13 protein-coding genes are annotated in these 13607 nt (G+C 71.1%); 5 read left to right on the top strand and 8 right to left on the bottom strand.

Annotated elements, in window-relative coordinates:
- Positions 1–30: 30 nt before the first annotated feature.
- On the bottom strand, positions 31–633 hold the full coding sequence (locus ACFC1J_RS11985; RefSeq protein WP_375905994.1) for a helix-turn-helix domain-containing protein: 603 nt from the start codon (positions 631–633) through the stop codon (positions 31–33).
- A 77-nt stretch (positions 634–710) separates the two neighbouring features.
- On the opposite strand from ACFC1J_RS11985, the gene ACFC1J_RS11980 reads away from it, so the two are divergent.
- On the top strand, positions 711–1637 hold the full coding sequence (locus tag ACFC1J_RS11980) for an NAD(P)/FAD-dependent oxidoreductase (protein ID WP_375905991.1): 927 nt from the start codon (positions 711–713) through the stop codon (positions 1635–1637).
- 17 nt (positions 1638–1654) lie between these two features.
- A complete protein-coding gene (locus tag ACFC1J_RS11975; protein WP_375905989.1) occupies positions 1655–1966 on the top strand; it encodes a hypothetical protein in 312 nt (103 codons plus the stop codon).
- A gap of 67 nt (positions 1967–2033) precedes the next feature.
- Here the strand turns inward: ACFC1J_RS11975 and ACFC1J_RS11970 are convergent, their stop codons facing one another.
- The 4 genes from ACFC1J_RS11970 to ACFC1J_RS11955 form a co-directional block, all read right to left on the bottom strand.
- A complete protein-coding gene (locus ACFC1J_RS11970; RefSeq protein ID WP_375905986.1) occupies positions 2034–2390 on the bottom strand; it encodes a protealysin inhibitor emfourin in 357 nt (118 codons plus the stop codon).
- Positions 2371–3474, bottom strand: coding sequence for a M4 family metallopeptidase (locus ACFC1J_RS11965; RefSeq protein WP_375906217.1), 1104 nt, complete (start codon positions 3472–3474; stop codon positions 2371–2373). The genes ACFC1J_RS11970 and ACFC1J_RS11965 overlap by 20 nt, the downstream gene beginning before the upstream one ends.
- Before the next feature lie 163 nt (positions 3475–3637).
- Entirely contained in the window at positions 3638–6166 is a 2529-nt protein-coding gene (locus tag ACFC1J_RS11960; RefSeq protein ID WP_375905983.1) for a DEAD/DEAH box helicase, read from the bottom strand.
- Between the two features lie 162 nt (positions 6167–6328).
- Positions 6329–6691, bottom strand: coding sequence for a zinc ribbon domain-containing protein YjdM (locus ACFC1J_RS11955; protein ID WP_375905981.1), 363 nt, complete (start codon positions 6689–6691; stop codon positions 6329–6331).
- A gap of 52 nt (positions 6692–6743) precedes the next feature.
- Here ACFC1J_RS11955 and ACFC1J_RS11950 point away from each other — a divergent pair, with 52 nt between their 5' ends.
- Both ACFC1J_RS11950 and ACFC1J_RS11945 read left to right on the top strand, forming a co-directional pair.
- On the top strand, positions 6744–7124 hold the full coding sequence (locus tag ACFC1J_RS11950; RefSeq protein ID WP_375905978.1) for an ArsR/SmtB family transcription factor: 381 nt from the start codon (positions 6744–6746) through the stop codon (positions 7122–7124).
- Entirely contained in the window at positions 7121–8794 is a 1674-nt protein-coding gene (locus ACFC1J_RS11945; RefSeq protein WP_375905975.1) for a SulP family inorganic anion transporter, read from the top strand. The genes ACFC1J_RS11950 and ACFC1J_RS11945 overlap by 4 nt, the downstream gene beginning before the upstream one ends.
- Positions 8795–8846: 52 nt before the next feature.
- Here ACFC1J_RS11945 and deoD read toward each other — a convergent pair whose 3' ends face one another.
- A complete protein-coding gene (gene deoD / locus ACFC1J_RS11940) occupies positions 8847–9560 on the bottom strand; it encodes a purine-nucleoside phosphorylase (RefSeq protein WP_375905972.1) in 714 nt (237 codons plus the stop codon).
- Positions 9561–9687: 127 nt separating this feature from the next.
- Entirely contained in the window at positions 9688–10350 is a 663-nt protein-coding gene (locus ACFC1J_RS11935; RefSeq protein ID WP_375905969.1) for a DNA alkylation repair protein, read from the bottom strand.
- 163 nt (positions 10351–10513) lie between these two features.
- Between ACFC1J_RS11935 and ACFC1J_RS11930 the strand changes: the two genes are divergently transcribed.
- Positions 10514–12343, top strand: coding sequence for a beta-galactosidase family protein (locus ACFC1J_RS11930; RefSeq protein WP_375905966.1), 1830 nt, complete (start codon positions 10514–10516; stop codon positions 12341–12343).
- 209 nt (positions 12344–12552) lie between these two features.
- Here ACFC1J_RS11930 and ACFC1J_RS11925 read toward each other — a convergent pair whose 3' ends face one another.
- On the bottom strand, positions 12553–13590 hold the full coding sequence (locus tag ACFC1J_RS11925; protein ID WP_375905963.1) for an aromatic acid exporter family protein: 1038 nt from the start codon (positions 13588–13590) through the stop codon (positions 12553–12555).
- Positions 13591–13607 lie beyond the last annotated feature (17 nt).

Here is a 13607-nt window from a genome sequence, read left to right as displayed (position 1 = left end):
GACGGCGCGGCCCCGGGGCCGGGCTGGCGCTCAGGGAGCGGCCGCGTCGTCGCCGGTGTCGCCCGCCTCGGGGATGTGCACGCGGGCGCCGTGGCGGTCGAAGAGGCTGAGGATCTCTGCGGGCGCATCGCCCGTGGCTCCGAACCAGTGCGGAGTGCGGGTGTCGAAGTCCGCGACCTCGCCCGGGCCGAGCACGAGGTCCCTCGTGCCGACGATGAGGCGGATCCGCCCGCTCAGCACGTAGATCCACTCGGATCCGTCGTGTGTCCGCAACCCCCCGGGACCGTCCTCGGCGGGCATCACGACCTTCCACGCCTGCACGCCGCCGGGGTTGCGGCTCAGCGGGATCACGATCCGCCCGTTCCTGCGCCGCGGGCGCAGCTGCACGCGCGGATCCCCGAACTCGGGAGCGCCGACGAGATCGTCCAGGCTCATCGCGTACGCGCGGGCGAGAGGGAAGAGCAGCTCGAGGCTGGGCCGGCGCAGGCCGCTCTCCAGACGCGAGATGGTGCTGGCGGAGGTGCCGGCGAGCTCTGCGACCTCGGCGAGGGTGAGGCCGCGGCCGGTGCGGATCCGCTGCAGGCGGGGACCGATCCCGTCCAGGGCGGACGCGAGATCTGCGTTCGTGTTCACGGCATCAGACCATCAGATACTTGCGGTTTCCGCAAGGACGATTGCCGCCTGGTGAAGATGCCTGGCAGCCTGTGCTCATGACCCGAGAACTGTTCGACACCGCGATCGTGGGAGGCGGGGCCGCCGGGCTGAGCGCCGCACTCGTCCTCGCCCGCGCCCGCCGTTCCGTCGTGCTCCTCGACGCCGGCGCCCCGCGCAACGCGCCCGCCGCCCGCATGCACGGCTTCCTCTCGCGTGACGGCTTCCCGCCCTCGCGTCTTCTGGAGATCGGACGCGAGGAGATCGCCTCCTACGGGGCGCGTCTGGTTCCGCACCCTGTGACGTCGGCGACGGGGGATGCCGAGGACGGCTTCGTGCTCACGACCGAGGAGGGGGCCGAGATCGTCGCGCGTCGGCTCATCCTCGCGACTGGCGTCGAGGACGTGCTTCCCGACATCCCCGGAGCTCGCGAGGCCTGGGGACGCTTCCTCCTGCACTGTCCCTACTGCCACGGCTACGAGGTCGGGGGCGGATCCCTGGCCGTCTTCGGCGGCGCTCCAGGCGCCGTGAGGCAGGCGCTCCTCCTGCGGCAGTGGTCTGCCGATCTCACCTACTTCGCGAACGGGAGCGCGATCGCGGAGGAGGACGAGCGCCTGCTTCGCGCCCGGGGCATCCGCGTGCACGACGGGCGGATCGCGGAGCTGCTCCTCGACGGGGAGCGCTTCCGCGGGGTGCGGCTCGATGACGGGGACGTGATCCCCGTCGATGCGGTGTTCCTCCGGCCGGAGTCCCGCCCCCGCACGGAGCTCATCGCCGCCCTCGGCGGCGTCGTCGACGGTGCGGGCTTCGCGCACCTCGACGCCTCGGGACGCACCTCCGTGCCCGGAGTCTGGGTCACCGGGAACCTGGTGGACCCGCGCGGGCAGGTGATCACCGCCGCCGGCCACGCCAACGCGGTCGCGATGGACGTGAACGCGGATCTCGTCGACGACGACGTCCGCGGCGAACTCCTCGAGTCCCACTGAGAGAGGCGAGAACAGACATGAAGCGCACATCCACCCCCGCCGTCGACGCCGCACCCGCGGTCTCGGCTGTCACCGCCGCATCCGCGGTCCCCATCGCACCCGCGGGCCCGCGGCCGCCGAGTCAGCACACGCTCGCCCTGATGATCTGGATCGCCGTGACGCCGACCCTCCTGGCGATCAACCTCCTGCTGGGGCCGTTGATGGCCGGGATCCCCGTGGCCCCTCGCACGATCATCACCGTGACGATCGCCGTGCCCATCGTGATCTACGGGATCATGCCGGTGCTGCACCGGCTGCGTCGCCGCTGGGCGACGTCCCGCAGATCCTAGGCGGCTGCTGCCCGGCGGCGCGCTCGACGTGAGCGCGCCCTCTCAGGGCGACGTCACGGCCCGACGATCAGAGTGCTGAGGTGCCCGCGTCCGCCTCCTGCACAGCATCGACGAGCGCGCGCCAGGGACCGAGCAGGTGCTCCTCCGGGATCACCTGCTCGTGGCGTTCCCGGCGGATCCGCACTTCGATCCGCCACGAGTAACGATCCGCGCCGGTGCCGCGGGGGACCTCCTCATCCCAGGGGCACTGCTCGACGAGGACGATCCAGTGCGCGGCCTCGCCACCGGACGGCTGCACGCTCCATCGCCGGGTCATCCCGGCGATCCCGCCGCTGCGCGCGACGCGGATCGCGACGCCGTCGTCACGGGCGGCGTCGGAGTCCACGGGGATCCCGACGGGCGGATCAGCCGGCGGCTCGCTCATCGCCCGTCGCCTTGATCACGCCGACCGACGCCCACGCGGTGCGCGCGGCATCCCCCGTGGACGGACTCACCGCATCCGCTTCGGCGATCGTCGCCTTCGCGAACTGCGCGAACGACGCCGATGCCGACAGCCCGTCGGTCAGCGCGCGGTACCAGACGGATCCGGCCGTCTCCCACGCGTAGCCGCCGAGCTCGACCGCGAACAGCGCGAACGCGCGGTTCGGGATGCCCGAGTTGAGATGCACGCCGCCGTTGTCGTCGGTGGTCTTCACATAGCCGCTCATGTCGGCCGGCTGCGGATCCTTGCCGAGTTCGGGGTCGTCGTAGGCGGTGCCAGGATGCAGCATCGACCGCAGCGCCTTGCCGTGGACGGCGGGGGTGAAGATGTCCGCGCCGATGAGCCACGTCGCCTGGTCCGCGGTCTGGCCGAGCAGGTGCTGCTCGGTGAGGGCGCCGAACACGTCGGCGAGGGACTCGTTCAGCGCGCCGGGCTGCCCCTCGTAATCCAGGCCCGCCGTGTGCTGGACCACGCCGTGCCCCAGCTCGTGGCCGATGACGGTGGTCGAGGCGGTGAAGCCCTGGAACACCTGGCCGTCGCCGTCGCCGAACACCATGCGCTCGCCGTTCCAGAACGCGTTGTCGTATCCGGATCCGTAGTGGACCGTCGCATCCAGCGGCAGGCCCTTGTCGTCGATCGAGTTGCGCTGGAAGGCGTCGAGCAGCATCTGGAACGTCGCGCCGAGCCCGTCGAACGCCTGGTTCACGGCGACGTCGGCGACGGCCGGCTCATCCTCCGTGCGCACCACGGCGCCGGGGAGCGTCTCGGTGCCGTGCGCGTCGCTGATCGTGCGGTTCGGCGCCGCCTCGACCGTGGCCACGAGCGAGCCGTGCTCGTCGATCGACAGTCTCAGCTGCGCGCGGTGCTCGGCGGGTGCCGGCGCGATCAGGGTCTGCCGGGCCGCCTCGGCGGCCTGCGCGTACCGCTCGGACTCGGCCAGTTTCGCCAGCAGATACGACGGCACGATGCCCTGATGGATCTGCGCCTGCCGCGCCGGTTCCCGCGGCCCCCCACGGCCTTCGTGAATCGTCAAGATGCCCTCCGTTCCGCTCGCGTGTCCTCGACGATACGCCGGGGGCCGGACATCGTCACGGGAGGACGGCGAACCCGCGGGAGCACGGCGAACGCGGGAGCGCGGCGAATGCGGGAGCATGGCGAACGCGGGAGCGCGGTGCGGATGCGCCGTCCGGCTAGAGCCGGGTCACACCGGTCACCGCGATGACCGCCTCTCCTGCTTCGTCGGAGGCGTCCAGGTCGACCATCGCGGAGATCCGCCAGTCGTGGTCTCCCGCCGGGTCGTCGAGGATCTGCTGCACGGCCCACGCACGAGCAGGGCGCTCGTGGTCCGGGCCGCCGGTCTCGTCGAGGATGAGCAGCGCCGCGCTGCGGGCGTCGGCGCCCGTGCGGATCTCGTCGTGCTCGGTGAAGTAGGCGTCGAGGGCTGCATCCCAGCCGTCGGCGCCGAACTCCGGATCCAGTTCGGCGAGGGCATCCAGGTCCTCGCGCGCGGCGAGCTGCACGCGACGGAACAGCTCGTTGCGCACCAGAATGCGGAAGGCGCGCACGTTCGTCGTGAGCCGTTTCGGCGCCGGCGGCACGACCGGCTCATCGGTGTGCGAGACCGGGTGGCCGGAGATGAGTTCCTCCCACTCGTCCAGCAGTGAGGAGTCGACCTGGCGGACGAGCTCGCCCAGCCATTCGATGAGGTCGCGCAGCTCTTCGCTCTTCAGGTGCTCCGGGATCGTCTGCGAGGCTGCCCGGTAGGCGTCCGAGAGGTAACGCAGCACGACGCCCTCGGAGCGTGCGACCTTGTAGAGCGCGACGTATTCCCCGAACGACATGGCTCGTTCGTACATATCGCGCACGACCGATTTGGGGTGCAGCTCGAAGTCGCGGATCCATGGCTGCGCGGCGCCGAACGTCTCGAACGCCGCGGACAGAAGCTCTTCGAGGGGCTTCGGATAGGTGATCTCCTCGAGCGCCTCCATGCGCTCCTCGTACTCCATGCCCTCGCGCTTCATCACCGCGACGGCCTCGCCGCGGGTGACGAACTCCTGCTGGCTGAGGATCGCCCTGGGATCGTCGAGGGTGGCCTCGACGATCGAGAGCATGTCGAGCGCGAACGTCGGATCCGACGGTTCCAGAAGCTCGAACGCCGCCAGGGCGAAGGGGGAGAGTGGCTGGTTCAGCGCGAAGTTCGGCTGGAGGTCGACCGTGAGGCGGACCGTGCCGTCTGGGCCGCGCTCGACGATCCCCGACTCCCGCAGCGTCCGGTAGATCCCGAGTGCTCGAATCGCCAGGATCCGCTGCGTCGCGCGAGGCTCGTGGTTGTCATATACCAGGGAACGCATATTCGCGAAGGCGTCGCCGCCGCGGCCGATCACGTTGAGCATCATCGCGCTCGTGATCTGCATGTGCGAGGTCAGCGTCTCGGGCTCCGCGGCGATGAGCTTCTGGAACGACGGCTCCCCCCACGACACGAACCCGTCGGGCGCCTTCTTGCGGATGATCTTGCGCTTCTTCTTCGGGTCGTCACCGGCCTTGCGGATCGCCGCGATGTTCTCGCTCTCGTGCTCGGGCGCCTGTGCGACGACCGTGCCGGCGGTGTCGAATCCGGCCCGGCCCGCGCGCCCGGCGATCTGGTGGAATTCGCGGGCGTTGAGCTGGCGCATCCGGGTGCCGTCGAACTTGGTGAGCGCGGTGAGCAGCACCGTGCGGATGGGGACGTTGATGCCGACGCCGAGGGTGTCGGTGCCGCAGATCACGCGCAGGAGCCCCCGCTGCGCGAGCTGCTCGACGAGGCGGCGGTACTTCGGCAGCATGCCCGCGTGGTGCACGCCGATGCCGAGCCGGAGCAGACGCGCGAGGGTCTTGCCGAACGAGGTGGTGAAGCGGAAGCCTCCGATGAGCTCGGCGATCTCGTCGCGCTGCTCGCGGGTGGCGACCTTGGCGCTCGCGAGCGCCTGGGCGCGCTCCATCGCGGCGGCCTGGGAGAAGTGCACGATGTAGACCGGCGCGCGGTCGGTGTGCAGCAGATCCTCGATCGTCTCGTGGATCGGCGTGGTCTCGTAGAAGAAGTGCAGCGGCACGGGCCGCTCCACGCCGGTGACGACCGCGGTCTCGCGGCCGGTCCGGCGGGTGAGGTCCGCGGCGAGCTCGGTCACATCGCCGAGCGTGGCCGACATCAGGATGAACTGCGCCTGCGGCAGGGCGAGCAGCGGCACCTGCCAGGCCCACCCGCGATCCGGGTCGCCGTAGAAGTGGAACTCGTCCATGACGACCTGCCCGACCACCGCGTCCGGCCCCTCGCGGAGGGCCAGGTTCGCGAGGATCTCCGCTGTGCAGCACACGATCGGGGCATCGGCGTTGACGGCGGAGTCGCCGGTGACCATGCCGACGTTCTCGGCGCCGAAGACCTCGACCAGGCTGAAGAACTTCTCGCTGACGAGCGCCTTGATCGGGGCGGTGTAGTACGTGCGGCGCCCGTCGGCGAGGGCGGCGAAGTGGGCGGCGACGGCAACGAGCGACTTGCCGGTGCCGGTCGGGGTGCTGAGGATCAGATTCTGCCCCGACACGATCTCGATGATGGCCTCGTCCTGCGCCGGATAGAGCGAGATCCCCGTGGACTCGGCCCATTCCACGAAAGCCATGTAGACGGCATCGGGATCCGGATCCCCCTCGGCGGGGCGGACGACGGACGGATCGAGGCGCGCAGACATGATGTGTCGATCATCCCACCCGGGGATGGACGATGCGGGCCGGACCGTGCTCAGGATGGAATGCTCCGCATCGGCGGAAGGAGGCCGAGATCACGGGGATCCACGGAATCCCTCCTGAGTTCGGAACCGCGGCCTGCGCGCACGGGGGCAACGGGCGGGAGGTCAGGCCTTCTTCACGAGGCTCGACTTCAGCAGCATGGCGCCGAAGCCGTCGATCCTGCAGTCGATGTCATGGCCGTTGACCGGATCGATCAGGCGGATTCCCCGCACCTTGGTGCCGGCCTTGATGCCCTGCGGGGACCCTTTGACCTTGATCGACGTCGCCACGACGACCGTGTCGCCGTCGGCCAGCACATTCCCGACGGCATCCTTCACGATGCGGGCGCCGTCCTGCTCGCCCGTCTCGGCGGCGGCCGTCGCGGACGGCGACCACTCGTGGCCGCACATCGGGCAGACCAGCAACGCACCCATCTCATAGGCGTGCTCGCTGGAGCATTCGGGGCAAGGGGGGAGGGAATCGAGCATGAGACGAATCCTATAGCGATATGATGAAATCATCATATCAGGGAGGACGCGCATGCTCAGCGACCCGAACCGCCCGCTCTACGAGGTGAAGGCAGGACTGTTCAAGGGGCTCGCGCACCCGATCCGGATCCGGATCCTCGAGGTGCTCTCCGCCGCGCCCGAGGCGTCGGTCAGCGAGTTGCTCGCCGCGACCGAACTCGAGGCGTCGCACGTGTCGCAGCACCTCGCCGTGCTGCGCGGGAACCGCCTCGTCCTCTCTGAGCGCCGCGGCAGCCTGGTCTACTATCGCCTCGCCTACCCGCAGGTCGCCGATCTGCTGCGCGTCGCCCGTGCCTTGCTCGGAGAGATCCTGCAGACGACGCAGCAGCAGCTCGTCGAGCAGAACGGACTGCCCGCGCTCCCGGACGCCGAATCGGGCGGCGCATCCCGATGAGCACGTCCGCCCGTCGCGGCCCGGCGATCCTGTCGCTGCTGCCCTCGGTCGCCGACTACCGCGATCTGCCGCGCTCCTGGAAGGGCGACCTGCTCGCCGGGGTGACCGTGGGCATCGTCGCGCTTCCGCTCGCACTCGCCTTCGGCGTCAGCTCGGGTGCAGGGGCGGAGAGCGGCCTGGTCACCGCGATCATCGCCGGCGTCGTCGCCGCGGTGTTCGGCGGATCGCACGTGCAGGTCTCGGGACCCACCGGGGCGATGGTCGTCGTCCTCGCCCCGATCATCGCCGCGCACGGCGCCGGAGCGCTTGCGCTGGTCTGTCTGCTGGCGGGGCTCCTCGTGCTCATCGCCGGGGTCCTGCGGCTCGGACGCACGATCTCGTACATCCCGTGGCCGGTGATCGAAGGCTTCACGCTCGGGATCGCGGTCATCATCTTCCTGCAGCAGGTCCCGACGGCGACCGGATCCCACGGAGGCCGGAGCACGAACGCCGCGGTCGCCGCGGTCGAAGCCCTCCGAGCGGCGCCGTGGCCGAAACTGGGCTGGTCGCTGCTGCTGGTCGCGATCGTCGTGGTCGTGATGCTGGTCTCGTTGCGGATCCACCCCCGCTTCCCCGGCTCTCTGGTCGCGATCGTCATCGCGGCGCTCTTCGCCGGCATCCTCGGCCTGCCGGTCGACACGATCGGCAGGCTTCCGGCCGGGCTCCCAGCGCCGGTCCTCCCGGCATTCGAGCCCGGCATGGTGGCCGCGCTGGCCGGGCCGGCGGTCGCCGTGGCTGCGCTCGCCGCGATCGAGTCCCTCCTCTCCGCCCGGGTGGCCTCGACGCTCGCCGACACCGGCGCCTACGACGCCGACCGGGAGCTGGTAGGGCAGGGCCTTGCCTCGATCGCTTCCGGACTGTTCGGCGGCATGCCCGCCACGGGGGCGATCGCGCGCACCGCTGTCGGGGTCCGCGCCGGCGCCCGCACCCGTGTCGCTGCCGTCACGCATGGTCTGCTGCTGCTCGCGATCGTGCTCGTCGGCTCCGCGGTCGTGTCCCGGATCCCGCTCGCGGCGCTCGCCGGTGTGCTCATGGTCACGGCGTGCCGCATGATCGCGCCGCGCACGGTGCGCACGATCCTGCGCACGTCACGGGCCGACGCACTCGTGTTCTGCGTCACCGCGGTCGTGACCGTCAGCGTCGATCTCATCTACGCGGTGCTCATCGGCCTGCTCGTCGCAGCCTTCTTCGCGTTGCGCCAGCTCGCCCGCACCAGCGGTGTGCACCGGGAGGAGCTGCCGGGCGTCGCGCAGCCCGGTGACGAGAGGATCGCGGTGTTCCGACTCGAGGGTGCGTTGTTCTTCGGCACCGCCGAGCGCACCCTCGAACGCGTCGCCGCCCTGCGCGACGTGGAGGTGGTGATCCTGCGCATGTCGCAGCTGCAGCTGCTGGATGCGACCGGCGCCCAGGTGGTCACCGAGCTGATCTCCTCCCTCGAGCGACGTGGCGTCACGGTGCTCGTGAAGGGGATCCGTGCGGACCATCGGGAGATCGCCGAGCGAGTCGGGGTGATCTCGTCGCTGCGGCATCAGAACCACCTGTTCGACGACCTCGGTGCGGCTGTGGCGCATGCCCGCAGCCACGTGGCGCGCGGTGACGAGGGGCGAGGCCGGGCCGGCGGCCGACGCTGACCCGGCCGGAGGGCGGACGGCGACCCGGGGCGGAGTCCGCGGGCGGATCCGGTCAAACCGCGGACGCGGCCTCGAGGGCGATGCGGACCATGTCGCCGAAGCTCTGCTCGCGCTCCAGGGCCGTGGTCTCCTCGTGCGTGACGAGGTGGTCGGACACGGTGCAGATGCTCAGGGCGCGGCGATCGTAGTACGCGGCCAGGGTGTAGAGCGCGCTGGTCTCCATCTCGACGGCGAGGGCGCCGTGTCGCACCAGCGGCTCGGTCAGCTCGGGGCGGGTGCTGTAGAACTGATCGCTCGAGAAGAGCAGGCCGACGTGCACGGCGTGGTCGAGGTCCATCCGCTCGCTCGCCTCGACGGCACGGCGCAGGAGACCGAAGTCGGCGACGGGGGCGTAGTCCTGGCCGTGGAAGCGGACCCGGTTGATCCCGGAGTCGGTGCAGGCGCCGTTCGCGATGATGATGTCGCGCATGCCGACCTTCTCCGTGAGCGCGCCGCAGGAGCCGACCCGCACGATGCTCTGCACGTCGTACTCCTGGAACAGCTCGTTCGCATAGATCGACATCGACGGCTGTCCCATGCCGGATCCCTGCACCGAGACGCGGTGGCCCTGCCACGTGCCGGTGAAGCCCAGCATCCCGCGCACCTCGGAATAGGCCTCGGCATCGCCGAGGAAGGTCTCCGCAATCCATCTCGCGCGCAGCGGATCCCCGGGGAACAGGACGACGGGGGCGATCTGACCGGGCGCGGCGGCGATGTGCGTGCTCATGCGATCAGGGTATTCGGGAGGATCCCTCCGGGGCGAGGCTGCGCTCAGATGCGCGTGGCGGGTCCCGGTGGAGCACGCAAGGGCACTCCCCCGAACGGATGCCGTCCCGCCGCGCGCGAGGCTGCGCTCAGCCCTGGCGGCGCACCATCTCTGCGATCCACAGCGGGGCGAACGGCGAGGTGCAGTTCGGCGGTGTCGGGTAGTCGGCGAGCACCTGAAGGCGTTCGCCGATCGCGATCGCACGGTCGCGCAGTGCCGGGTGGTGGATGCCGATGTAGGCGAGCGTCTCGTTCATCGCCCACTGCTCGCGCGCCGGGGCGTCGGCGAGCTCGCGTTCGATCCGGTCCAGGAGCGCGTCGAGGTCGAGTCCCTCCGGACTCTTCGCGACCCGGGCGGAGGTGAGCGACCAGGCCGCGGCGCGGGCGTCGGCATCGGCGTCGTCCAGCCAGCGCACGCGCAGCTCCTCCGCGAGCGGCGACTTCTTCACGATGTAGGCGACGAGCCAGTCGTGCGCCTTGGAGCTCAGTGTCTCCCGCACCATGCGGTCGAGGTCGCCGGCGTCGAGGGTGCGGGGCTTCATCACAAGGATCCCGAGGAGCTGCCCCGCCACGTCGCCGGATGCCCACAGTTCTCCGGCGAGCTCCGGATCCGTGCCGATCCGCTTCGCGAGCGCGCGCATCTGGGACAGGTTCACCCCGTGCGCATCGCCGTGCCGCTCGTTGACGGCGCGAGCCTTCGGATCCTCCAGCGCGGCCAGGTCTGCGAGGGCTTCGGCGAGGGTGACGGGCATGTCGCCAGCCTACGCGTGCGAAATTCAGTCGATCCGGGCAGCCCCCGAGCCGGATCCGGGCGTGGCGGGCGGATTCGACTGAGTTCGAGACCGGTTTCGGTCGACACATGCTGCCTGCGAGACTATGGTGACGCAAACATCGTGCCGCACCCCGAGGAGAGCCATGACCGAGTCCCCGCGCGCCGCGCTCACCTACGAGGACGGGGCGCTGCGGCGCCACGGCCGTCCGTTCCGGATGCTCTCCGGCGCAGTGCACTACTTCCGGATCCACCCCGACCAGTGGGAGGATCGGCTGCGCCGCCTCGCCGCGATGGGGGCGAACACGGTCGACACCTACATCCCGTGGAACTTCCACGAGCGCGTCGAGGGCGAGCGCGACTTCGACGGCTGGCGCGACGCCGAGCGGTTCATCCGGCTCGCGGGCGAGATCGGTCTCGACGTGTTCGTGCGTCCCAGCCCCTACATCTGCGCGGAGTGGTCGAACGGCGGCATCCCGTTCTGGCTGAGCGGCCGCACGCGCTCCCTTCGCTCGAGCGACCCCGTCTTCCTCGCCGCGGTCGACGCCTGGTACGACGAGCTGATCCCGCGGCTCGCCGCGCTGCAGGCGGTGCACGGTGGCCCGATCACGGCCCTGCAGATCGAGAACGAGTACGGATCCTTCGGCAGCGACCACGACTATCTCGTGCACCTGCGCGACGGGCTGCGCTCCCGCGGGATCGTCGAGCTGCTCACGACCGCCGACGGGACGACCGCCGACATGGTGCGCAACGGCAGCGTCGAGGGCGCGATGGGGTCGTTCACATTCGGCACCGGCGTCGCCGAGGCGCAGCGCCTGCACGTGCCGGACCAGGCGCTCCTCTGCGCGGAGCTCTGGGGTGGCTGGTTCGACCACTGGGGCGAGCAGCACCACGTGCGCTCGGCCGCGAGCATGATCGGCACGGTCGAGGAGCTGCTGGCCGCGGGCGGATCCGTGAGCCTCTATATGGCGCACGGCGGCACGAACTTCGGACTCTGGGCGGGGGCGAACCACGACGGCGTGCTGCAGCCGACGGTTACGAGCTACGACTCGGACGCGCCGATCGGCGAGGACGGATCCCTGAACGACAAGTTCCACGCGTTGCGCGCGGCGTTCGCGCCGTTCTACGAGGGCGACCTCCCGCCGGTGCCGGAGGCGCCGCGTCGGCAGGCCGCCGGATCCGCGCCGCTGGTCCCGGTCGCGTCTTTGCTCGACGTCGCACGCGCCGAGCCGGCCGGAACGACGGCCTCGATGCCGCTCACGTTCGAGGAGCTCGGCGCGGAGGACGGGCTGGTCGCGTACGAGTCCGAGATCACCTACGCGCCCGCGGCGGCCCTGACGGTCGACGTGCTGCACGACCGCGCGGTCGTCTTCCTCGACGGCGTGCGCCTCGGGGTGCTCGAGCGCGACGGGGTGCGGTCGCTCGACCTTCCCGCCACGGGTGGATCCGGACTGCTCACGCTCGTCGTGGAGAGTCAGGGGCGCGTCAACTACGGGCCGCACACCGGCGAGGGCAAGGGCATCATGGCGGGCGTGCGGATCGGGCGCCGCTTCGCGCACGGCTGGACGCACCGGATCCTCCGGCAGGACGCTCCGGCGGCTCCCGACGCGTCTGCGGCTCCTGCGGCTCCTGCGGCTTCTGCGGCTTCTGCGGCGTCCGCGGCTCCGGCGGCTCGCGCGGGTGCGGCTTCCGCGGAGCCGGTCGACGGCCTCGCCCTGGCGGTGTTCGACGTCGAGGACCCCGCCGACGCCTGGCTCGCTTTCCCCGGCGGCGTGAACGGCCTGGTGTGGCTGAACGGATTCCTGCTCGGCCGCTATCGCGCGGTCGGCCCGCAGGTCACGCTGTACGCCCCGGCGCCCCTCTGGCGCACGGGCCGCAACGAGCTCCGCGTGCTCGACACCGACGCGATCGGATCCGCCGTCGAGATCCGCGAGGAGCCCGACTTCGGTCCGGTCGAGGAGTTCATCGGGGCCTGAGGCGCGCGCATCACACTCGGGGTCGTTGAGCGAGCCGCAGGCGCGACCGGGGACGCAGCGGGCGCGACCGGGGTCGTTGAGCGAGCCGCAGGCGAGACGCCCTTCGTCTCGTCGCTGCGCTCCTCGCTCAGGGACCGGTCTGTGGTCGGCCCCTGAGCGAGCGCAGCGAGACGAAGGGCGCTCGACGCCCCCGGTGCGGGACTCTCTGTTCAGTCCTCGTCGCGCAGGCCTGCGCGGATGCGGCGCAGGTCCTCCGTGAGGGATCCGATCAGCACCCAATGGCGTGACGAGGGCGGGCGGATGTCCAGCGGCGAGGTGAGTGCCGGGATCGCGGAGGTCAGCGCCTCCGGTTCGGGATCCACCTCGGCCAGCTGGACGGCGAGGCGCACGTCGTGGCCCGCGCGGTGCAGCTGCTCGGCGATCGGGGCGACCGACGGCTCCGCGGGGAGCGCGTCGTCGTACTGGTCCACATACGCGCGGGTCATGCCGATCACCTGCGTCACGATCGGGCCGAGGCGCTCCAGCAGCGCGCGCGTCGCGGCGAGCTCTGCGCGGTGGCGCGAGCCGCGCGGGTTCAGCGTGAGCGACTCCTCCCCGGCGGTCACCGACGCGTCGGCGGCGTCCTTCATCGGGCGCAGCAGCCGGGCTTCGAGCATGAGCTCCTCAAGCCGTGCAGGGCTCTGCTCCACGGCGATCGCGTCGCCCAGGCGGTCGAGGGTCCCGGCGAGCTCCCCGCCGAGGAGTGCCAGGTCGCGCTGCCCCGGAGCGACCAGCACGGGCGGCACGACGACGACGTTCACCACGAAGCCGATCGCCGCACCGATCAGGGTCTCCAGGATCCGGTCCACTGCGTAGTCGGGACTCGCGGAGCCGAGGGCGAGCACGAGCATGGCCGAGATCGCGACCTGGTTCGCGGTGCCCGGCGTGGCTTTGAACGACCAGGCCACGACCATCGCCACCACGATCGCGAGCAGCACGACCCAGCTGAGCCCGCCGAGCGCGAGGCTCAGCAGCACGGCGATCACGACGCCGGCGATCACCCCGATGCTGCGCTCCACGGCCTTCGCGAACGACTGGTTCACGCTGGGCTGCACCACGAGCAGCGCGGCGATCGCCGCGAACACGGGCAGGTGCCCCGGAACGAGCCAGCCCGCGACCAGCCAGGCCGCGATCGTGGCCGCCGCCGACTTCGCGACCTGCAGCAGCGGCGCGCGTCGGGCGGCACGGAGGGCGGCGAGCGGGCGCATGCTCCCACGGTAGTCCG

It is taken from the genome of Microbacterium sp. NPDC056052 (assembly GCF_042266785.1).
GTDB lineage: Bacteria > Actinomycetota > Actinomycetes > Actinomycetales > Microbacteriaceae > Microbacterium.
This window is presented reverse-complemented; position numbering and strand designations above follow the sequence as displayed.